Annotated in this window: 13 protein-coding genes; 3 read left to right on the top strand and 10 right to left on the bottom strand. The window is 47.2% G+C overall.

The features are described from left to right. The first annotated feature begins 151 nt into the window (after positions 1–151). Complete coding sequence (locus QFZ51_RS09240) at positions 152–277, top strand: hypothetical protein (protein ID WP_429045288.1); 126 nt, start codon at positions 152–154, stop codon at positions 275–277. A gap of 74 nt (positions 278–351) precedes the next feature. On the opposite strand, the gene QFZ51_RS09235 is transcribed toward QFZ51_RS09240, so the two are convergent. Next, a complete protein-coding gene (locus tag QFZ51_RS09235; RefSeq protein WP_429045286.1) occupies positions 352–711 on the bottom strand; it encodes a DUF1801 domain-containing protein in 360 nt (119 codons plus the stop codon). 194 nt (positions 712–905) lie between these two features. Next, positions 906–1,478 (bottom strand): Crp/Fnr family transcriptional regulator, encoded by a 573-nt coding sequence (locus QFZ51_RS09230; protein ID WP_429045284.1) that lies wholly within the window; start codon positions 1,476–1,478, stop codon positions 906–908. 518 nt (positions 1,479–1,996) lie between these two features. On the opposite strand from QFZ51_RS09230, the gene QFZ51_RS09225 reads away from it, so the two are divergent. Next, positions 1,997–7,450, top strand: a complete 5,454-nt coding sequence (locus QFZ51_RS09225) for an Ig-like domain-containing protein (RefSeq protein WP_429045282.1) — start codon at positions 1,997–1,999, stop codon at positions 7,448–7,450. A gap of 124 nt (positions 7,451–7,574) precedes the next feature. Here the strand turns inward: QFZ51_RS09225 and QFZ51_RS09220 are convergent, their stop codons facing one another. From QFZ51_RS09220 to QFZ51_RS09200, 5 genes are all read right to left on the bottom strand, one after another. Beyond that, complete coding sequence (locus QFZ51_RS09220) at positions 7,575–8,804, bottom strand: DUF4998 domain-containing protein (protein ID WP_429045280.1); 1,230 nt, start codon at positions 8,802–8,804, stop codon at positions 7,575–7,577. A 63-nt stretch (positions 8,805–8,867) separates the two neighbouring features. Beyond that, a complete protein-coding gene (locus QFZ51_RS09215; RefSeq protein ID WP_370909625.1) occupies positions 8,868–10,121 on the bottom strand; it encodes a DUF4959 domain-containing protein in 1,254 nt (417 codons plus the stop codon). Between the two features lie 51 nt (positions 10,122–10,172). Then, positions 10,173–12,083, bottom strand: coding sequence for a RagB/SusD family nutrient uptake outer membrane protein (locus QFZ51_RS09210; RefSeq protein ID WP_429045278.1), 1,911 nt, complete (start codon positions 12,081–12,083; stop codon positions 10,173–10,175). Positions 12,084–12,102: 19 nt separating this feature from the next. Further along, the gene (locus QFZ51_RS09205; RefSeq protein WP_429045275.1) at positions 12,103–15,327 is read right to left on the bottom strand and encodes a SusC/RagA family TonB-linked outer membrane protein; all 3,225 of its coding nucleotides are present in this window, start codon (positions 15,325–15,327) and stop codon (positions 12,103–12,105) included. A gap of 443 nt (positions 15,328–15,770) precedes the next feature. Beyond that, positions 15,771–16,787 (bottom strand): GntR family transcriptional regulator, encoded by a 1,017-nt coding sequence (locus QFZ51_RS09200; protein WP_429045273.1) that lies wholly within the window; start codon positions 16,785–16,787, stop codon positions 15,771–15,773. Between the two features lie 174 nt (positions 16,788–16,961). Between QFZ51_RS09200 and QFZ51_RS09195 the strand changes: the two genes are divergently transcribed. Further along, entirely contained in the window at positions 16,962–17,408 is a 447-nt protein-coding gene (locus QFZ51_RS09195) for a hypothetical protein (protein WP_429045272.1), read from the top strand. A 60-nt stretch (positions 17,409–17,468) separates the two neighbouring features. Here QFZ51_RS09195 and QFZ51_RS09190 read toward each other — a convergent pair whose 3' ends face one another. Genes QFZ51_RS09190 through QFZ51_RS09180 form a run of 3 tightly spaced genes read right to left on the bottom strand, consistent with a single transcriptional unit; the run spans position 17,469 to position 22,136 of the window. Next, the gene (locus QFZ51_RS09190) at positions 17,469–19,046 is read right to left on the bottom strand and encodes a RagB/SusD family nutrient uptake outer membrane protein (protein WP_429045270.1); all 1,578 of its coding nucleotides are present in this window, start codon (positions 19,044–19,046) and stop codon (positions 17,469–17,471) included. Positions 19,047–19,066: 20 nt separating this feature from the next. Beyond that, on the bottom strand, positions 19,067–19,276 hold the full coding sequence (locus QFZ51_RS09185) for a hypothetical protein (protein ID WP_429045269.1): 210 nt from the start codon (positions 19,274–19,276) through the stop codon (positions 19,067–19,069). Between the two features lie 46 nt (positions 19,277–19,322). Then, complete coding sequence (locus QFZ51_RS09180) at positions 19,323–22,136, bottom strand: SusC/RagA family TonB-linked outer membrane protein (RefSeq protein ID WP_429045267.1); 2,814 nt, start codon at positions 22,134–22,136, stop codon at positions 19,323–19,325.

Below are 22,136 nucleotides of genomic sequence, written 5' to 3'. Positions count from 1 at the left end.
AAATTGCCTCATTGCTATGCAATGTTCTTCCTTCTCCGGGATTCCATCCGGCCAGTACCAGGCCATCACTGAAAAGTTATCACCTGAAAGGTAAGCAGGTGATTCCCTTTAATACGAACGGGGGTGATGGTATCGGGAGCAGTTTTGACAAGTGAAAGAACTTTGCCCTGATAGTAAAGTGCCCGAAGGCTTTACGATGACCAGCGGATCTGAACGCGATGGTAAGTTGCTGTTATTGCAGGCAATAAAGCAGTGGAAGCTGAAACTGAAGTGGTAAAATGGTTAAGGAAAATTAATTTCATAAAATGATAGGAGGCTAAAGTCCTGTCAGTCTCAACACATCTGGACACCTCAACTGTTCATTATTTTTATCCAGTCTTTGACTACTTTCTGAAGATTTGCCTTCTGCTTTTTCACCTCCTCCATTGACCGGAATTTGGCATATGCCTTACCTTTAGGTCCGGGTTCGAGGAAACCGGTAGTGTCATTTAACAGCTCTCCTTTGTGAAAAATCACTGCTACAAAATCAGTTATCCTTGGATTTAGTGTCGCCATGGGCTCTTTGTAGTCGAAACTCGGGCCGCCCCATTTTACGTCTTCTTCTATCCCGGGACTGACTTCGCGGATTATTTTTACTACCGATGCTATTTCAGCTTTTAAAGGATGGTTAAGCTTACTTAAAAATTCGTCAATTTTGTTTGCTTTGTTCATGATTATTAGTTTTTCGATCTGGTAAAAATGAAATGATGTGCTAAAAACAATACCTGTTATCGATGAGTTGATTAACTGGTACCACAAATATGAGGCAGTTGTTTTTTTTAGACATTTACATTTGTTGAGGAAATGAAAATATTTTTGTGCATCCTCAACAAATGTTGAGGATGCACAAAAATCAGCGCGTTAAACTATTTTTTAGCCGAAAAGATCCTGCTCACCTGGGTTGGAGTAATTCCCAGATATGAAGCAATGTGGTGTTTTTTGATGCGCTTAATCAGGTGGGCATATTTTTTAATGAAGTCTTCATACAGATCTTGCGACGCATGTTGCCTGAAACCAATTTCTTCCGGTTCTTTTTCGATTATCCAATGACGTTCCATATAGTGGATGTAAAATGCCGCGATATCCGGATATTTCAGCGTAAGTGCTTTAAATAATCCAAAGTCATATTCCCAAACTATTGAGTTTTCCAATGCCTGGATAGTGGTCACACTTGGGGTTTTGCTCAAAAGAGAAGTTGTTGATGCCGCAAAATAACCTTCAGAAAAGAAACGTTTGATATAAATTTTTCCATTTTCATCTGACCAGTACTGAGAAAATAAACCCCGGGAAACAAAAGAAACATTCCTTGCAATATCCCCCGCTTTCACCAGGAAACTGCCTTTTTTATATTCTTTTCGCTTAAGAATTTGCATCCATGCAAATTCTGCTTCGGGAGTCAGTTTCTGATAACTGTTTATTTTTAGAAAGAATTCCTCCATTGTATCGAAAGTAGATGTCTTGCTTAAAGATAAATTTTCTACTCAGCACTTTTACCTTTTTGGGTTATAAAGTTTAAGTTCTGAAAATCAATGCCTTAAAATAAAACCCATTGAGAAAGCAGTAAGTTTGTTACCCCCAGGTGTGGTTCCGTCCGGTCCGTAAAAATATTTCTTCATTCCGGCTACGTAGTTTGTCGCTCACAAACGTATTAGTTATTTATCAACCAATTTACTATTCTTTCACCCTTCAATTTTAATACATGCGTTGAAGCAGTATTTAGTAAGAAAAGGAAAAGGGGCAATTTTTTTTGACGAAAAATTTGTCCTCAGGGCGATTCCGCCGGGAGCTCACCGTTATCTTTAAGATCAGCCATAGTCGCCATTATTAAAACCTGATACAATTATTTTATAGCCGCGTTTTTGAAACATGTATCGTGTCCAGCCTCCGGACAACAGGTATATCCAAACAAACAGACCAGGATAAATTTAAAACAAGCCTAATAAATTCCACTATGAACATGAGAGCGATTTACACTTTACTACTAACAATTTTTTATCTGACTGCTTCGCAGGAAGTACATGCGCAAGCGTACACCTGGAACCAGGTCCGGATAGGCGGGTCCGGTTCGTTGCCCTCTTTTGTGGCGCACCCTATGGTACCCGATCTTTATTTCATCACCACCGATGTAGGCACTCCTTACCGATGGAATAAGAACCTGCAGAAATGGGAGCATTTAATGCTGTTCAAAAAAATACCAGTCAACTACTGGAACTGGGAAGTTAACCAGCGTTGCGGCAGCATTGGTGTAGATCCCAGTGATGCCACCGGCAACATTCTTTATGCTACCGTGGAAAACGGCGCCGGTTCGGCGCCGGGCAAAGGGTCGAGCTCAATGGGTACTATCATGAAGAGTACCGACAGGGGCGACTCCTGGACTGACCTGCAGGTTCCTATTGTTGTACACCCTAACAGCACGCAGACTTACGGGGATCGTATACAGGTGGATCCCTCCAATAGCAATACGGTATGGGTTGTTACCGACCAGAATGGCGCCCTGAAAACGGACAATGCCGGCGCCAGCTGGTCGCAGGTAAGCGCCATCACCACGCCTGGCAACTGTTCCTTTATTCTTTTCGACAAAAGCGCCGGCACCGTTTCCATAAACGGGCAGAATGTTAGCAAGCGCATTTACATCGGCCGGCCTACAGGCGTTTGGGCATCAGATGACGGCGGTGCTTCTTTCACGTTGATGAGCAACAGCCCATTGTATCCTATCCGCGCCGTAATTCACGGCGATGGCACCCTGTACGTATCTGCCGGAACCGAGAATCAAAAAAAAGGCGTCTACAAGTATAAGAGTGGCAGCTGGCAGGACGTGTCTCCTGTAACTTTAGATCCAGATCCGGTTAATAGCGACAGATACTTCTCTAAAGTAGCAGTAAACCCTGCCAATTCAAATGATATTGTTGTAAGCACCCGCGGCAGCTGGCAAAAAGATCCTTATTATATTTCAAGGCAGGGCGGCGCCCCGGGCTCCTATACCCAGGGAAAGATCACCCGCGATAATTCGGAAGCGCCGCATTCGGCGAACGACGGGTTATATTATAATTCACCCGGGCATAATGCGGCTGCTTTTACCTGGGATCCTTTTTACCCGAACCGGATATGGCTCAACGATATGCTGGACGTGCTTTCCACAGATAATATCTTTGACCCGATTTCCAACTGGAAGATCCGCGTAGTGGGCCTGGAAGAAATTGTGGTAACAGGCCCTATGGCAGCTCCTCCGAGCGGCAAGAACCTGTTGCTCACCGCTACTGCAGATGTGGGAGGCGCCCATCACCGTTCCCTTACAGAACCATTGAACCAGGGCGCTGTTTCCGGCACCGCTCTGCATTACGGCATCGGCTCAGCGTTTAACATGCAGGGAGTAACTTTCCAGTATACCGACCCTAATTTTGTTGTCCGCGTAGGCTGCGACGGCCCTGCGGCTAATAAGATTGAAGCATCACGCGCGGGTTACTCCACCGATGGTGGTGATACCTACACCCTTTTTGGGAAATCGCCCGGTTTGCGTGGGCGTGTAGCCGTATCCGCTAATCGGAGAAATATCCTCTGGCTCACCCAAATAGATGTTAATGATGCTCCCGGTAACGTTTACTGGTCGGAAGACCTGGGCACTACCTGGACCAAATCCACCGGTACTTCTTCGGGCATCTTACCCGCTGGTCCGCAGTTCAACCTATATCCCGGGCAAAACCATCTCGTAGCGGATAAGGTAAACGGCGATTATTTCTATATCTGGGACCGCGGTTCTTTTTATGTAAGCACCAATGGCGGAAAATCATTCCAGAAAACAACTGCCACTGGTCTTACTGCAAACGCCGGCAACAACACCAATGGCTCTTCTTATGCCACTACCTCCAACATTGAAGCAACGCCGGGAAAAACAGGGGATGTATGGATCGCATTTTATGATGACGCCTATCCTCAATACGCCGCCCTTTACCATACCTCAGACACTGGTAAAACATTCAGTAAGGTAGGTGGCGAAAATTTCAAGCCCAAATGGATAGCTGCCGCCATGTCGGACACCACGGCCAATGCGCACCTGGCTTTGTACGCCACCGCCCAGATCCTTCCCATCAATGGCATTACCTACGGCGCCTTCCGCTCAGATGATACCGGCCGTACCTGGACCACCATCTTAGACCGGGTACCAGGCGTGGTGCAGAATATTACGGCAGACAATAAAGGAAGAATGTTTCTTGCCATCAGCGGGAATGGCATCTTCTTCGGCTCCCCGGTAGCCGGTCCTGTTCAGTCGGTAGAAATAGTCAATCCCGCATCAGACACTATTGTAAGAGGATTCTCCGTGAAACTGGGTGCAAAGCTCACGCCCACCTATCCCACCAATCCTGCCATTACCTGGAGCTCCTCGGATACCGCCATCGCTAAAGTAGATCAGGTCGGGAAGGTGAGCGGCATTAATGCAGGTACCGCCACTATTACCGTTACATCGGTCGATGGAGGGAAAACGGATACAATACAGATTGTCGTCGTTCCTCCCACTATATCCACCGGTATTACGATAGACAGTGTGACGTATGGTACTATGAATACGCCCAAGCAGCTTATCGCTACTCTTGTGCCCTCAAATACCACTAATAAAACGCTGAACTGGTCCGTGGCAGATAGCACCATTGCAAAAGTGGATGCCAACGGCGTGGTTACCGGCTTAAAGCTGGGCACTACTACCCTCACCATTTCCACAGCGGACGGAGGTGCTACTAAAACCGTACAGCTGGTCGTGAACACCATTGTAACAGCCATCAATGCAGGTACAACGGCCACCACGGGAAGCCCGGCAACGCCACTTCAGAATACGGCAGTCGGTCAATACATACCTGAAGGGCCCACCGGAACCGATAAACTATGGCATGCAGGATATACCTGGAGTGGTCGCAATACCGCAACGATGGACCTGAGCCAGGTAACATCGCCTGCTCCCCGTCCCGTATATGAGTATATGCGCATCGGCAAATATTCGTCGAGCCAGCTGCGTTACTTTTTCCGCGACCTGATTCCCAATGCCAACTATTCGGTGCGCCTCCATTTTGTTGAGCCCAGCGATGCTGACAAGGCTAACCGGGTGTTTAATGTGAAGACCAGCGGCGACAGTCTCATCAACTTCAACATTTACCAGGCTGCAGGCAATAAGCTGAATACCGTGATCACACGCACGCTTCAGGCAAAAGCTGACAACGCTGGTGTAATAACGGTGATGTTCATTCCTAAAACGGGTACCAACGATCCTTACAGTGCTTCTATATCCGCCCTTGAGGTATCTATCATCCCGCTCCAGGGAATCAGCATCAATTCAGACAGCAGTAATCTCTATGTAAGCTATAAAGACACGCTGAAGCTGACCACTACACCGGCAAATGCCACCAACCGGAACCTGGTCTACAAATCTTCCAACGACGCTATCGCTACAGTAGATCTGAACGGTGTGGTAACAGGAAAAGGCGCCGGCACGGTTACTATCACCGCTACCTCTGCGGAAAGTAAATTTACGGCTGCAAAAACCTATACTGTTATCTACATACCTGTTACATCCTTAACGCTGGATAGCACTTCGGCCAACGTATTTGTAGGATCAACTTTACAACTGAACGCCAGCATCAGCCCGGCCAAAGCCAGCAATAAAGGAGTAGTGTGGACATCCTCAGATACCACCGTGGCTAAAGTTAGCACCAATGGCACCATCAGCGGTATCAAACAAGGCGATGCAATCATCACCGCCACCTCGGCAGATAACCCGGCTATTAAAGCACAGGCCAATATTCATGTAGCCAATGTACTGGCCACCGGTCTTACATTACAACCGGCCACCGCTACTATCGGGGAAAGGGATACACTGCGCGTGAAAGTTAATTTCGTGCCGGCTAATACCTCCATTAAAAAAGTAAGCTGGAGCAGTTCTAATACAAGCTTTGCTACAGTTGACAGTACAGGCCTTATCACCGCCATTAAACAAGGTACCGTTACCATTACCGTCAATACACAAGATGGCTCAGGGGCTTCAGCAGTTTTGCCGGTAACCGTGGTGCCGTTTGATTCCTGTGGAGGAATACCCAATTATGGTTTTGAAAGCGGTGTTATTAACTGGATAGCTTATAAAGAGTCTGTCGCTACAGTGGGCGCCGTGTACGCCGTTAGTGGTAAAGGCCATTCGGGCGACAAAGCCGCTACGCTGGGTTCCACTACAGCAAGCACCGCTTTGAACATAAAAGATTCCATACCTGTGAGAGGCGGCAGCGTCATCGTACTTAGTCAATGGGTTAAAGTAGAAAAAGATGCTACGGGTTATCCCTGGTGGTCAGGATATGGTGTTGGGTTTGTAAATAACCAGGGCGCTGCTACCGGTACCGCTTACCAAAAACAAATAGATAATGTGAACGCATACCGCGAGAACTGGGCTCAGATAAGAGATACCATTAACGTGCCTGATAGTGCCACAGGGCTTACTTATTGGGTTTCCAAGGTTGGATTCGGTACGGTATGGGTGGATGACTATTGTATAGAAGTTTTAAAAACAAATCAATCGGCTGTTTATGGCATAAACGCGGGTACTACGAACACGCCTCCCGGCCCGTATGCAAACACTACCTTTGCGCAATATGTTCCCGAAGGACCTACCGGAACCGATAAACTATGGCATGCAGGTTATACCTGGATACAAAGAGTGAGTTCTCCCGTAGATGTTTCATATGTAACCGATCCCGCTCCTCCGCAGGTATACGAGTATATACGTGTGTTCAAAAGCAATGTTTCCCAGATGCGTTATTACCTGCGTGGCCTCACCCCTAACACGGTGTATGCTATCCGGATGCACTTCGTTGAGGCACAGGACGCAGAGAAAAATAAGCGGATATTCAGCATCAGAGCCTCCAATGGACTGGACAGTCTTACAGACTTTAATATATACCAGGCCGCAGGCAACAGGTTGAATACCGCCGTAATAAAAACCATCAGGGCAACAGCCAACAGCGCAGGTTTGATAACGGTGATGTTTTACCCTAAAACAGGATTGTATGATCCTTACAGTGGTTCAATTGCCGGTATCGAAGTACGGAACTTAACAGCGGCAGATTCACTGCAAAGTGTAAATCAAAAACAAAGCATGGTCGCAGTGGCTGGCAATAAATTAAGCAGCGGTGCTAAACTGGATTTTACAACGGATGTATATCCGAATCCTTCCGGCGGCGTGTTTAATGTAAAAATGACTTCTTCCTCGAAAGCGCCGACGCTACTCAGGATTGTTAATAACTCCGGCACCATCATTTATTCTACAAAAATAAATGCCGGCGTGAATTACCAGGTTGGTGAAAACCTGCAACCAGGTATTTATTATATAAATATTAGTCAGGGTACACAAAGCAAAACGATGAAGGTGGTGAAACAATAATTTTGTTTTTTCTTTTAAAAAGGAGAACGCCTGTTAACAGGCGTTCTCCTTTTTTTATTCCTTTGCTCACCGGTTCAAGATTAACCGATATTCCATCTGCCGCTTTCTTATAAAAGATAATTGTTTACTGTTTGCTGTACATCGTGATTTCACTCATGTTTATTGAATTGGAATTATTCACCGTATGCAACACTCTTATGCGAATGTAACGTGCCGGCGGGGCCTGTGGAATGAAGTTAAATTTCATCGCTTCATTTCCGTCGTCTCCTCTTATGGCAGTGGTTAATAATGTCCACCCTTTACTGCTCATTTCAGCAGCCCATCCCGGATCCGTGCTTTTCAGCGACGTGGCTGCATTGGAAATATCCGCAATACCCCATACTTCAAACTCGGAAGGATTATTACAACAGTTCCTGCCTGTTTCCTCGATCTGACCCAGGTTGTATAATTTGCCCATGTCAAAAGTGAGGGTACGTGGCAGTGGGTCGTTGGAACCATTATCGTCGCTATGGAAAATGTTGGGATATCCCTGCGGACCTACGCTGCCATCCCATAATTTGCTGACGCGGGTGTCCGACTGGTAGATGCCCATATCATTTGGCAGGTCGTGTTCCTGGAACAGGCTTTTATCGCAGGCCACCAATCTGTAGATATCTGGGAAGGTATCGTAGCTGTTGGTATAAAAAGTATCCAGTGCGCTTTTTGAAGGAATGTAGGACGATTGGTAAGTGACTGCCTGACCGGCCTTGTAGCCGGGTAAATTAACAGAATCCTGGTCGCCGGCAATGGAGGCTACAGCAGCCACACCGGCGGCATTGGTATACCTGATACTGGTGCTGATATTAATAGTATCAGGTATGGAGAAGAACAACGTTACGGAGCCGTCGTCACGAACCTTATAAGGCGTAGTCGCATCCGGGAGACGGTTGTGTAATGAGCTTTTATAAATATTGCCGTATACATGCGCATTATCAATTTCCGTTACAATAGACCGGTTACCGGCGGCATCATAGGAATACAGGAAAAACGTATAGGCGTATTCGTTTAACCCGGTGATAAGGCAACGTACCGTATCTGAAGGATTATGCGAAGTGGCATTGATGGTTACGGAATCCTGCCGGTTGTTCCAGAACAACACATACTTGCTGATGCTGGGATCGGGACTGGGCTTCCATCCTATGGCCAGGCGGCCGTTGCCGGGAAACAGCGTAATCCCTGATACGGTACCGGGGTACTGCACCTCTGTATTGCCGAGGAAGTCGCGGAAGTCTGTTGCCTTCCGTGTACAGGCTATGAAGAAGAATAAACCGCAAAATGGTAAGAGGAGTTTTGCAGTTATGGGATACTTTCTCATCTCTTTATATTTTTAATAAAATAACTTTAAACAATACCGGTAGAGGGGATCAGGTAAGATACGCTACCTGTTATCGCCCCAAATACTGAGTTCCATGATGTGAAAGAATTCATTACTATGCGCTGCATTGGTAACACATTCAAACCGCATATACCTTACTTTGGGCAGGTTCAGCGAAAAGTTATATCCAAAGCCGGCATTCCAGAAAGCCAGATCGGCATTGTTATACGCCGGTGATACCAGTCCGGATGGTTGTGCAGGCAAATGATAAACGCCCATATTAATCCATCCGCCGGGCGTTGCCTGTCCCAATGCAGGAAGATTGGTGGTATCCGGTAGTATTTCATCCACCGGTTCATCTGCCCGGCCCCACATCACCCAGGTATCCGGATTGCCGTATCCCCAGAGATAATTACCATCATCCAGGCCCCTGCCCCAGAGTGTAAACCGGCTCAGTTTAGCTACCTGTCCCATGTCGAATGTTACCCATTTAGGTAATGGCGCCGTGGTAGGATAGGTAGAGTGATAGCCGGGCCGGCCGAGGTTATTATCCCACATGTAACGCAGTTCCCATCCAAAGCTCGATCCATCATCGGAATTGAGCTTGTAAACGTTGAACTTCGATTTATCCATGATTGTTTCGTAGATGGGCTTGATAGTGGCATACACCGTGTCGGAGATATTCCCGAATTCATCTGCCAGATATATTCCAAACTTCCTGGGGATGGTATCATATCCCCTGATGCTGTAATTGATATTTTCCAGGTTGGTGTAGTTCTGGTTTTTGATCTCCATCTTCTTTGTGGTGGCATCTTCCGTGATGGTCACCACCCCGATATTATCTTTAGCAGTGTTGGTAACACTGATGTTGATGCCGCCAAAATCTGCACGCATAACCACGGTGGGCAGCGCCTGAAGATATGTGGGGGTGCCGGGATGCACCGTTACTTTTACAGGATCAGATTTCACATCCGCACGGGTAACGGTGTACAGCGTTACCGTATAATCCTGGCTTTTTGCAAAACCGCCTACTGCGATGGTATCGGAATAAAAGGAAGACTTGGTTTGCCTGCTTTTGGTATCGTTGATCATGTATTCTGCCTGCACGTAGAGTACATTTTTTGAGTCGGGTAAGGTGTAGGTGATATAAGCGCCACCGTTTTTATTGATCACCCTGATATTAGAAACCGGCTGTGGTTTTGTTTTATCATCCGAAATTACATCGTTGTATCCATCATTCTTCTTACACGAATACTGGATCATCAGTAATGTAACCACCGGTATCAGCACGCGGAATATTTTATATATAGCATCCATATAAAAAATTAAAAACTGGTTTGAAATGATTTCGTTTACGCATGCCTGTTATCACCAATAAGGTGTTTGTACCAGGTTGGGATTGGTGAGCATGTCGTAGTCCTGGATAGGAAACAGGTAATCCCTTAGCCCGAATACCGGCTGGTATACGTTGGTGAGCTGGTAGAATCCCTGCGTGGTACGTTGTTTCGCGTTCCAACCCTGGAAAGGACCGTTGAGTACTGCCTGCAGTTCTTTCCATCTTCTCAGGTCCCATCCTGCCTGTCCTTCAAAGGCCAGTTCTATTCTTCTTTCCTGGTGGATGATCGCTCTTAATCCTTCTTTAGAACCGTATTTGGTGGGATTACGGGAGAAGTTGGACCATGCCTGCACCACTCCCGGCAAGCCGGCTCTTTCCCTTACCTTGTCGATATAGCTGTATACTTCTGCACCCGGACCATTGGCTTCGTTCAGGCATTCTGCGTACAACAGCCACAGGGCTGGTAAACGCATGAATGGCCAGGAGTAATTGGTTTGCACGGATGTTTGTCCGAAGGCAGTTTGCCATGGCACCAGTTTCTTTGGCCAATAGCCGGTAGCGTTATAACGGGTAGGGGTATACGCAGCAAATCCATTTACCGCATTTACATAGTTGGCGTTGTTATCGTCTGTGTTGGCAGAGCCAAACCAGATGCTGCCGTCGAAGGCTACGTCGGCATAGTACCGGGCTTCGCGGTAAAAGTTACCGCGGGCAGTGGTGTAGCCTTTGCGGATATAATACCGGTGCGCATCATCGCCGGTTTGCACTTTGTAACGGTTGGCATAATCCCAGGTACGGTCTTCATTGATAGGTACGCCGTTTTGTGTATAAAACAATTCCGACTGCGCCATTGGAACGGAGAAATTGGAATATACGGCAAAACCGTTGGAAGCTGCATCAGCAGTTACTCTTGGGGAAGCCATATACTGCCAGCCGAATTGCGGGTTGAGGGTCCATATTTGTTCTGTATTCCACGGATCGGTGAGTGCACCCTGCAAGGTTACCAGTTGTTTGGTAGTGTCGGACATATGCACGATACCTCCGCTGGCCCTGAACTGGTAGATGGCGGCACCCGTAGCTACAGCGGCATCAATAGCTACTTTGCAGGCGGTGGCTGCGCGTTGCCATTTAGTGGCATCATACGCCACCGGGAAAAGGTTTTGCCCTTCTTTTCCTTTGATGGATGCGTAATCAGGATTCCCGTTAAACAACGGGCTTGCCTGTGTAGCCAGCACTTCTGCCTTTACTGCTTTGGCAATTACGGCCGTAATACGGCCTGCTTCTGCACCGGCATTCTGTATTACATCCGGCAGGTTGGGAATGGCCTGGTCCAGCAGGCTTACTACATAACCAAAGCAGGAGTCAACGGATTGTTGCTTCAACCTGGTTTCATCTGTAGGCGTATTCACGGGCAAGGCTACATCCGAAATAGGAATGGGGCCATACATCCTGATGAGCCAGTAGTGATAGTACGCCTTCAGGAATTTTGCTTCTGCCACCCACCTGTTGCGCTGGTATTCCGGAAGGTCCAGCGGCTGATCTACGTTATCGAGAAAGGTGTTACACATGCGGATCGACTGCCACAGGTTCAACCCCATATTATAACCATCCCAGTAATTTAATAATGGATTGGGGCTGTTCTGCAAACCGCGCATTACGTTAAAGCCGTTGTCTCCGCCTGCACCACCGAGTGTGTTCTTATCCAGCAGGTCAATCGGGAAGATCACTTCGCCGGAGCTGGTGAAACCTGCGTTACGCCTCACATCCGCCAGGCCCTGCATGTTGGAATAACAACCAAACAGGTAAGCCTGTGTTTCATTTGCGTTGGCAAATGAACTGTTCAGCGTAGCGACATTGTCCGGTGTTACATCTAAGTATTTCTTACAGGATACTGATAAGATGACCGGCAATACTACCAACAATGTTCTTTTAAAAAATCTCATTGTTTTATATTTTTTATACTTAGAAATTAAGATTTACACCCAGGTTGAATACTTTCTGGATGGGGTATGCGAAGCCGTTGCCAGCCTGCTCCGGATCCCACAGTTTGAATTTGCTGAAGGTGAGCAGGTTCAGGCCACTGAAGTATACCCGGAAGTTGGTTAACCGTAATGGTGCGATCCATCTTTTCGGTAATGAATAACCCATTTCAACAGACTTTAACCTTACGAAACTTCCATCGCGCAACCACCAGGTGCTGCTTTGTTCGTTGTTGGCAATATGCGAGGTGGATAACCGCGGCCAGAGGGCGTACAGGTTCTGGTTTTCCTCGGACCAGTGATTGTCGGCGTATACCTGCAGCAATTGCGCGTTATCTGCAAATGGTGCGGTCGCTTTCGGATCAATAAAGAATGATTCCCTTGCCAGTCCCTGGAAAAATGCGCTCACATCGAAACTCTTATACCCGAAGGAAAAACCAAAGCCATAAATAATCTGTGGCGTGGTAGGCAAACCGATGGGCACCTGGTCGTCCTGGTTAATTACGCCATCCCCGTTAATGTCTCTATACTTGATGTCGCCGCCTTTAGGGAACTCGCTGCCAAAGTTTTGTACAGGAGAATTAGCGGCTTCTTTATCATCTACAAAAAGCCGTTCTGCCACATATCCGAACTGCTGGTTAACGGGGTTGCCGGTGGAAAAGCGGTATGCATATTTATACTCCGGTTCTTCGTAATAGCGGACTTTATTGTCTGTTACCGTGAGATTGCCCATAACAGACAACCACATATCTTTTGAAAAATTCTGTTTGTAATCGAGATGAAGATCGAACCCTTTTGAATCTACTTTACCCAGGTTTGCCTGGAGATTGTTGGAGGCGGAACCTTCAATACCAGCGGTAACGGGGATATATCCACGTTTGATCAGGATATTGTACCGGTTCTCGTTATATACTTCTGCGGTTACATTGAGTTTGTTGGCGATCGTCATTTCCACGGCGAGGTTACCTTTTTTGGAGGTTTCCCAGGTTACGTCCGGATTGGGGTAAGCCTGTATGGTAGTACCTTTAAGTGTGAAGCTATTGTTGGTACCGAAGGTAGCGCCCGGACCATTCGCGTCATCAGGCGTTACGCTGGAGAGATAGAAGAAACGCTGGCTGCCAATATTATCATTTCCTACCAGGCCGTAACTTCCGCGGATTTTCAGGCGGGAAACAATTTTGGCGATGCCGCCTTCCCAGAAAGATTCATTGGATACCACCCAGGCGCCGCCGATGGTGGGAAAGAAGCCCCAGCGATGTTGCGGTGCAAATCTTTCTGATCCATTGTAACCAAAGTTAAATTCAACAAAGTACTTTTTATCGAATGAATAGGTAGCTCTTCCTGAAAAACCGAGGTTCCTGTAAGGTAGTGATCCTAACAAACTACCGGCGTTACCGTAAAGTGTTTGCTGGCGGGTACCTATCACGGTACCGCTCAGGTTACTTTTTCCAAAGTCGCGGTTATAATCCACTGCGCCCTGTAAATAGATGTAGCTATAGATATTTTTAGCCCCTTCTGAATAACCGAGGAATTCCTGTGCTTGTCCGGGTGAACTGTTCAGCCAGTTGAGCACATAAGTATTAGCATCGGGGTCATAGCTTCCCACTCCATAATAGAACGGTTTATAGGAGCGGCTCAGGTCAAAATAGGAATAGCGGTTGGTGCTGAAAATACCTCTGAAGGTAAGTCCTTCTGTGATGAAGTTGAAGTCCTGGTTCAGCTCAAACTGTGCCGACATCCTGGATTCCGAAAAGTTTTTATACCCGTACATCAGGCTGGCATAGGGATTATTCAGCAGGGAGCCATCGTTGCCATAGGCGCTGCCGAATAAGATATGATTGGTGTTCGCATTTGCCGCATCCGGTTCGTAATAGGCAGGGAATGCCACCGGGCTGGTGTGCAGCGCCCTGGAATACAGGTCGGTGGCTAACCCGGAGGCATCGCCGGTGATAGGTCCCGTATAGTCGTTGAAGTTACCCCAGAGACGTACCACTGCTTCGGTTGTTTTGGTAATCTTTACGTTTACATTGGAGCGCAGCTGGTAGTTTTCGAACTTCATGCCGGAGTTGAAGTTGTTCACGGGATTTACCTGTAAGATACCATTGTCGCGGGCATAGGATCCGGCGATATAATATTTGGTTACATCTGATCCGCCTTGTACGCTGAAGTTGGCGCGCTTGGTGGTCGTTTGATCTTTGAACAATGTTTTCATCCAGTCGACCGCCGGGTATACATACGGATTGCTCCCTGGCGCTTTATCGATAGTAGCTTTGGTAGCGAGTATGGCGTTGGGCGTGAAGTATGGCGTAGCCAATGGGTTCCTGGTAGTTACTGCTTCATTGTATTGATTCATGAAAGTAATCGGATCTGCCAGTTTCAGGTTTTGCGTGGGTGTTGAAATGGCATCTTCCAGGCGTACGCTTACCCTGGCTTTACCTGGTTTGCCTTCCTTGGTAGTAACGAGGATTACGCCGTTGGCGCCCCTGGCGCCGTACAGGGCTGCAGCGCTGGCATCTTTCAGGATAGAAAAGCTGGCGATGTCATCTACCTGTAAACGGGCCAGGTCGTTGGCGCTCAGTTCCACGTTATCAACGAGGATGAGCGGGCTGGCGCTGTATCCCAGGGTAGTAACCCCGCGGATAAAGAACTGGGAGTTATCTGCTCCCGGCTGACCGCCGCGCTGGAAGGCGATTACGCCGGCCATCTGGCCGGCCAGGGCGTTGGTTAAGTTACTGGTGGGGATTTTCAGGTCCTCCGGGTTGACGCTGGTGACCGAGCCAACCACGGCTTCCTTTCTTTGCTTGCGGCCGAAGGCAGTTACCACTACTTCATCTACCGAGGCGATCACACTTTTTAACCGGATGTGATAATCTTTTTGTGTGGCGCTTACCACAAACCGGTGTTCGATAAAGCCTACGAAGGTTACCTGGATGGTGGCGCCGACGGGTACGTCGAGGATAAATTTACCATTCCGGTCGGTGGCGGTTCCACTGGAACTTTTGCCGTTTACCGAGATGGTGGCGCCTTCCAGGGATCTGCCGGTGGTGTCGGACACCGATCCGGTAATCGTTACCCGGGCCGGTGTTTGCGCGTGAGCGCTGCCTGCCAGTATCAATAACAGCAGGGTCAAAAGGTAGCGGGGAGCGGATAATGCCGTTGGCAAAACGGCAGTAAATCTCTTCTTGTAGCAAGTAAATTTCCTGAACATATTAAGAGCAATTATTGGAAGTATAAAAAACATAACGTGTATAAAATGCATAGCGATGCTTCCGGATATCCTGCAGGACAAACGGCCATCATAGTTATACGTGGCATTCAGTAACTAATGTAAAGGGAGAAAAAAAGTTTATTTCATAACGTTTACTTCATTCATTCCGTCATAACCTGGAAACCTGTAATTCTATCGTAATTAATGATTGATGTTGGTATCTCGCGAAATAGAAATGTGATCCTGTACTATCCTATACTATCCTATAGCAAATATATATTTTTTTCATAACCGCCAAAAGAAATGGGCAATTATTTTTTGCAGTGCCGCAAAAAAGGCACAGGAGGGTTAAACCGCAATCAGGTTAGGATAAAACAATATCATAAGAAGCGTAAAGGATACGTTTAACACGTATCCTCTCGCTTAAAAACTTTATAAATAGATTATAACGATTTTCTCCTGATAAGTACAGTGGGGATTATTTCCCGGATCTTTTCGCGGGTTAAAACAAAGGCAGCAGCCTTTTCAGCCATGAGTTTGAAGTCGGTGGTATAAGTGGTAATGCCGTCGAAAATCAGTTCTTTTACAATATCATCGTTGTGCGAGAGGATGCCAATATCTTTACCGGGCTTGAGTTTCATTTGTTTGCAATCCTTGAGCATGGTCCACAGCTCGGCATTGTTGATAGTGAAATAGACCTTCCCTTTTTCGAGGGTGCCTGGCAGGTATTCCGGTTTTATTTCGCTTTTGATATTAAAATCTTTTACAAACTTCTTAAATGCCTGCAGGATCTCTATGGGGGTATCGGCTACGGGCCGGTGATAATACACCATGCCTTTATATTGCTTGATCACTCCTGCCAGGGCAGAAAAGGCTTTGTAGGACGACTGCTTAAACTCCTGCGCCACATAGGAGTAGTCACCGGGAATAGGCTCGTAGCGGTCTATCATCAGGAACTTATCCATCGGCAATGCGCCGAGGATACCGGCGGTTTTATTGTGCGGGATAGGCGCCACCACGTACATCCCATACTTGCCTTTTATACTGTTAACGATACTTTGCAGTACTTCTATATTATTATGATGGAAGAAAATATCGATATGCACATCTTTGCCTAAACCAGCGCGAAAGGTTTTATAGAACATTTCCTGGAAGGCATCGAAGGCAAACAATACCAGGGCAATGCGCAGGTGCTGTTTGATATTCACATTGGCCACGAAAAAACCAACCCGGTTCCTCGGCTCTACAATTCCCCTGCTTACCAGCTCCTTATAGGCTTTCGCAATTGTTTCCCGGGCGAAACCAAACTCATTGATCAGTTCATTCACAGAAGGCAGCATATCCCCCTGTGCCAGTCCTTTATTTTGGATAGCATTTAAAATACCATTCACCAATTGTTCATGCTTGGATAATCCGCTCACTGCCTCCATTTCATAAACCTGTTCAAATACGTGGTTCATACCGGGTTAATTAAATTGTCACTGTTGAATATGTATTTCCGGAAAGCAATGCTGCTGTCCTATCCTATACCAACAAAAATAGCATTCCCTTTTTATATCTCCTGAAGAAAAAATCCGTTAAAAGCCGGGCTTTATATTCCCATCGATTTGTTATATTCGGTCAATTTCAACAAGATGGCAAAAAAACACAGTTTTGGCCCTGAAATTATAGAAGGCCATATCGACGAAAATATGCTTACCGCCAAAGTGAAGCTGGCGGCTATTCCCGAACCTGTTTCCCTGATGATAGACCCGGAAACGGTTAGTACGGAGCCGGACGACTTTAGCGCCCTGGTGGAAGCAACAAAGAAACTGGTGGCCTACCTGGATGGTGGGAAGTTCGGGGAAATTGTTGACGCCGTTGCAAGGGAAATCAACGAAAGTGCCTATGGCCAGCAGGATGTACCGCCTTCGGCTGATGAGTTAACCGCCCTTATTAATGATCTCGCCTTAACAGGCATTGAAGTATTTCCGGAAGGTTTCATGCTAAATTTCATCGCTGAAAAGATCTTTCCGGGATCGGAGATCAAAGTACAGCTGGAAGAGGATTTCTCTATTGACGACGTATCCATTTATGACTAAATAAAAAATACAGATATGCAGTTACCAGGTAACTGCATATCTGCATAACATATCCGGCAATTAGTATCCCGGGTTCTGTTCCAGGTTAGGGTTCAGATCTTTTTCCCCTACCGGGATCGGCCACAGGTAGTCGCGCAGTTTATCAAACGTGCGGGTTTCAATCTTCTTACCATTGTAGTTTTCAATAGGTGCATTCATCACGGTTTCAGCGGTTTTCCAGCGGCGGATATCGTTGTAATACAATCCTTCCCCGGCAAATTCCACGCGTCTTTCATGACGGATTTCTGCGCGCAGCGCATCTTTGGATAAAGAAGTGGAAATATGTGGCATTTTCACCCTGTCGCGGATCTTGTCGAGCGCAGCGAAGATGGTAGCATCCGGTCCGCTTACTTCGTTTTGTGCTTCTGCGTACATCATCAGGATGTCGGCATATCTCAATACGATAAAGTTGATATCAGACTGGCCGTCTTTCAGATCCGACTTATCTTTTGGCGGTGCAATACTGTCATAAAGGCTATACTTCTTCATACCATAACCCGTAATAGCAAAACGGCTGGCAGGAATAATGGCGCCGCGGTACATATCGGTCGGATAGGTGAAGGTGCCGTATAAGCGCGGATCACGGCGGAGATACGGACTATCTGCTTTATATCCTGAAGCCGGATCAGTGATGGGCAATCCATTATTCATGTAATAGGTTTTCGCCAGGTCCAGCAACGGTGCGTTGGTGTTGTATTGCGTACAGATCAGGTCGAATGAGCTGCCCTGCTGCGGGAAAATATACTGCACATCAAAAATAACTTCCTTGTTATTTTCATTGGGCTGCAAAAACAATCCCCGATAATCGGCAAAGAGTCCATAGCCGGTGCCGGCCAGCCCCATAACGCTATAGGCGGCATCGGCTGCTGCCTTCCATTTCGTCAGGTCGTTGGATGGATTCAGCAACGGGCTGGCTTCGTACAACAGCACCCTGGCTTTCAGCGCCATGGCTGCGCCTTTGGTAGCCCTGCCTACATCCGCTCCTGTGTATTTCACTGGCAGAAGCGTAGCAGCCATATCCAGGTCTTTCAACACATTGGCTACCACTTCTGCACGTGGAGTACGCGGTAACTTAGCCTGGGCAGTTCTATCAGGCGGATCGAGGATTAACGGCACTGCACCATAATAATTTTCAAGTATAAAGTAATAAAGCCCTCTCAGAAAATATGCTTCCCCTTTCATCCTCTTCCGGATGTCCGCCTCAATTGCAGTTACTTCATCTACCTTCTTCAAAAAAGTATTGCAACGGCCAATGCCGCTGTAGCAATCGGAGTAACGGGCAGTAACGATACCACCGGTACTCGACATCTGGGTACCACGGGCAATGGAATTAAAGCTCATGGCATCCGTTTGGTTGTAGGCGTTGGGAGAAAGGGTTTCTTCCCAAAGCGCGGTGGCATTGTTGGAGGTTTTACCACCAAATATGCCCTGGTTGCGCAATACAGAGTAGCAGCCTACGAGGCCGGCGTTGGCCGCTTCCGGTGTTTGCCAGAAGGTTGATTCCGGGTAACGGTCGTGCGGAGAAGTATCGAGCAGGCTTTTGTTGCAACCTGCAGCAAGGAGACCCGTGCAGGAAAGTAAGAGATATATCTTTTTCATACTATTCATAATTTGGATGTTTAGAAGGTAACGTTGATACCGCCATTAAAGGTTTTCAGCATTGGATAAGTATACAATGTTGTTTGATCCAGTATAGATTCCGGATCAAAATCTTTATAACGGGAGAAGGTGAGCAGGTTTTCCGCGTTGATAAACACACTCACTTTCTGGATCCTTGCTTTCGACAACCATTGCTGTGGCAGTGCGTAACCCAGCTGAATATTCTTCATTCTCAGGTAAGAGTTATCCCTTAACCAGAAAGTAGAGCGCTGGAAATTATCGATGCTGCCCGGTGCTGGTAGTTACGATAGGCAGGCGTGCATCTCTTTTTTCCGGTGTCCAGGCGTCTCTTGTCCATTCCCAGGTAGCATTGGCGCCGTTGTTAAACGGATAAGCCAGGTTAGCAGTAGGCAGCACTTTTACACCGCCAATTCCCTGAAATGAGGCACTCAGGCTGATGCCTTTATAGCCTACATTGAATCCGAAACCATAGGTATACTTCGGTACGGATGAAGAGCTGTTCACAATTACACGATCGTCGCCGTTAATGATGCCATCTTTATTAACATCCTTAAATTTGATATAGCCTGGTTTTGTATTGGCAGATTGTTTTGCGCTGGCATCTATTTCTGCCTGGCTCTGGAAAATGCCTTCTGCCTGTAAAATATAAAAAGACTCAATGGGCGATCCTGCCTGAGTAATGGTACCTGTACCATAAATAATTTCACCATGCAGGTCCACTACTTCATTTTTATTGTAGGCCACACTTCCATACACATTCAGATCCACTTCGCCAATATGATCACGATATTGTGCTACTACTTCGAGACCCGTATTATCTACCGTACCTACATTCTGTTTGGCGCCGGCCAGGTTACCCACCTGGGAAGGCATGCCTACTTCACGAAGGATACCATTGGTGCGTTTCTTATAGGCATCAACGGTAAGGCCTATACGATTATTCCAGAAGTTTACATCAACGCCCATATTGTAAGCATTGGTGATTTCCCATCTGAGCGTGGAATCTGCATCCGCAGTTTTCGCAGCGCCGGAATTTAATACGCCGCCAAAACTGTAGTCTTCACCCAGGTTGACGGTTGGGTCTGTCGTGTACAGTGCAATGGCCTGGTTACCTAATTTACCGGCGGAAGCACGCAGCTTCAACACGTTGATGAAATCAGAATGAAAGAAGGCTTCTTTATCAATACGCCAGCCGGCAGATACGGAAGGGAAAAACGCCCAGCGGCTGTGTCTTCCCAGGCGGCTGGAACCATCATAACGGAAGGTGGCCTCCAGCAGGTATTTGCCATCATAGTCGTAGTTCAAACGGCCAAAATAAGATTCCAGCACATCGCGGGTAAGATTTCCGGAGGTAGCGTTCCAGGTAGTGCCCGCGCTTAATGCATCCAATCGTCCATCCAGGTAACCATACATACTGGTGGCCCATGAGTCGGAATCGAAATTGTCATAACTGGCGCCCAGCATGGCAGAGAGATTGTGTTTCCCTTTGAACTGGTGTTTCCAGTCGAGCGTGTTATAGAAATGGATATTCATGTCGTTATAATCCGTTTTGGCTGACCGGGGCGCAGTAGCGGGACTGTTCCAGTTGATAGCCGCGCCTGTTTTCGGATTAAAAGTTTGCATACGTGGTGTAAAGCCGCTGAGCAAACCATCATATTTATCCACACCAAACTTGATGTTATAGTTGATATCGAAAGGCAGTTTATATTCTGCGAAAACGGTGGTCAGGAAGCGCTGGATCTGTTTGGTCTGTAAACCGTTGTATGCCAGCATACGCGGATTCTCCCAGTTGTTGCGGCCAGCTGTTCTGAGCCAGGAGTTGCCATAGCGGCCATCCGGCAGCGTATCTGTGAGGATAGGCAATGTACGGGCCAGGTAAGTCCAGGTATCTGTATAAAACGGCGTGGTGTAGGTTCTGTAGTAACCATCCATGGTGATACCCGCGCGCAGGCGTTTGGATACTTCCATGGAAGCATTCAATCCAACGGAATATTTCTTTTCATGGTTACCAGGTCCGAAGAGGATACCGTCCCTGTCGAGGTAACCGAGTGATAAGCGATAATTATACTTTTCGCCGCTGCCGGAAATAGCCAGGTCATGTTTCTGGATCACGCCGTTTTTCAAGGCAATATCATACCAATTATTTGCGGGATAAGTGAAAGGATCAGTCGCCATTCCTTTCTGGTACTCGTCTATATCCGCTTCTGCGTATTCAATGGCTTTTCCTTCATTGATGAGCGCCTGATTTTTCAGTTTCATATACGCGATAGGATCGCTGATCACATCCGGCAGGTAGGTTGCTTTTTGCTGACCGTAGTAATAGCTGTAGTTAACGCGGGAGCTGCCTCTTCCCTTTTTAGTGGTAACGAGGATAACGCCGTTGGAACCGCGGGAGCCATAAATGGCGGCAGCAGCATCTTTCAGTACCGTAACGGTTTCAATATCGTTTGGATTGAGTTCATCCATGGAGTACTCGATACCGTCTACCAATACCATCGGCTCATTGGCTCTTGCATCGGTGCTGCCAAAAGTATTCAGTCCCCTGATACGGATGGTGCTGCGATCCACACCTGGCTGACTGTTGCTCAGGTTGGCGAATACGCCGGGCACGCCATGCAATGCGTTACTTACGTTGGTAAGTGGCTGGCCTTCCTTATCCACCATATTCACGGTGGTGATGGCGCCGGTGAGCGTGGCTTTTTTCTGTGTGCCGTAACCGACCACCACTACATCGTTTAATTTCTGGATATCTTCCTGTAACACTACCAGTACATCGGAAGATTTTACTTTCACCTCTTTAGGCAGGTAACCTATGAAGGTAAATTTCAAGGTAGCGTCTTTAGGCGCGGTGAGTTTAAAAGCACCGTTTACATCGGTGGCGGCGCCGCGGCTGGTACCTGCCACCTGTACGTTCACCCCGATCAGCGGCGTGCCATTGGCGGCAGTTACCTTACCGGTAACGGGAATGTCCTGCGCCTGCAGGGATAAGCTGCCGGCGCCGATGATCCCGATACACAGCAACAGGAACGTGGCCGGTTTTAACAGGCGGAATCGTGAAAAGAATTTCAT

This window comes from Chitinophaga sp. W3I9 (assembly GCF_050434025.1).
GTDB lineage: Bacteria > Bacteroidota > Bacteroidia > Chitinophagales > Chitinophagaceae > Chitinophaga.
This window is presented reverse-complemented; position numbering and strand designations above follow the sequence as displayed.

What these genes read in the sequence shown, in the direction of transcription:
- QFZ51_RS09205 (WP_429045275.1), bottom strand. Translation starts at nt 15,327, where the DNA reads ATGTTCAGGAAATTTACTTGCTACAAGAAGAGATTTACTGCCGTTTTG.
- QFZ51_RS09195 (WP_429045272.1), top strand. Translation starts at nt 16,962, where the DNA reads ATGGCAAAAAAACACAGTTTTGGCCCTGAAATTATAGAAGGCCATATC.
- QFZ51_RS09200 (WP_429045273.1), bottom strand. Translation starts at nt 16,787, where the DNA reads ATGAACCACGTATTTGAACAGGTTTATGAAATGGAGGCAGTGAGCGGA.
- QFZ51_RS09220 (WP_429045280.1), bottom strand. Translation starts at nt 8,804, where the DNA reads ATGAGAAAGTATCCCATAACTGCAAAACTCCTCTTACCATTTTGCGGT.
- QFZ51_RS09210 (WP_429045278.1), bottom strand. Translation starts at nt 12,083, where the DNA reads ATGAGATTTTTTAAAAGAACATTGTTGGTAGTATTGCCGGTCATCTTA.
- QFZ51_RS09225 (WP_429045282.1), top strand. Translation starts at nt 1,997, where the DNA reads ATGAGAGCGATTTACACTTTACTACTAACAATTTTTTATCTGACTGCT.
- QFZ51_RS09185 (WP_429045269.1), bottom strand. Translation starts at nt 19,276, where the DNA reads ATGAAGAATATTCAGCTGGGTTACGCACTGCCACAGCAATGGTTGTCG.
- QFZ51_RS09230 (WP_429045284.1), bottom strand. Translation starts at nt 1,478, where the DNA reads ATGGAGGAATTCTTTCTAAAAATAAACAGTTATCAGAAACTGACTCCC.
- QFZ51_RS09215 (WP_370909625.1), bottom strand. Translation starts at nt 10,121, where the DNA reads ATGGATGCTATATATAAAATATTCCGCGTGCTGATACCGGTGGTTACA.
- QFZ51_RS09235 (WP_429045286.1), bottom strand. Translation starts at nt 711, where the DNA reads ATGAACAAAGCAAACAAAATTGACGAATTTTTAAGTAAGCTTAACCAT.
- QFZ51_RS09190 (WP_429045270.1), bottom strand. Translation starts at nt 19,046, where the DNA reads ATGAAAAAGATATATCTCTTACTTTCCTGCACGGGTCTCCTTGCTGCA.
- QFZ51_RS09180 (WP_429045267.1), bottom strand. Translation starts at nt 22,136, where the DNA reads ATGAAATTCTTTTCACGATTCCGCCTGTTAAAACCGGCCACGTTCCTG.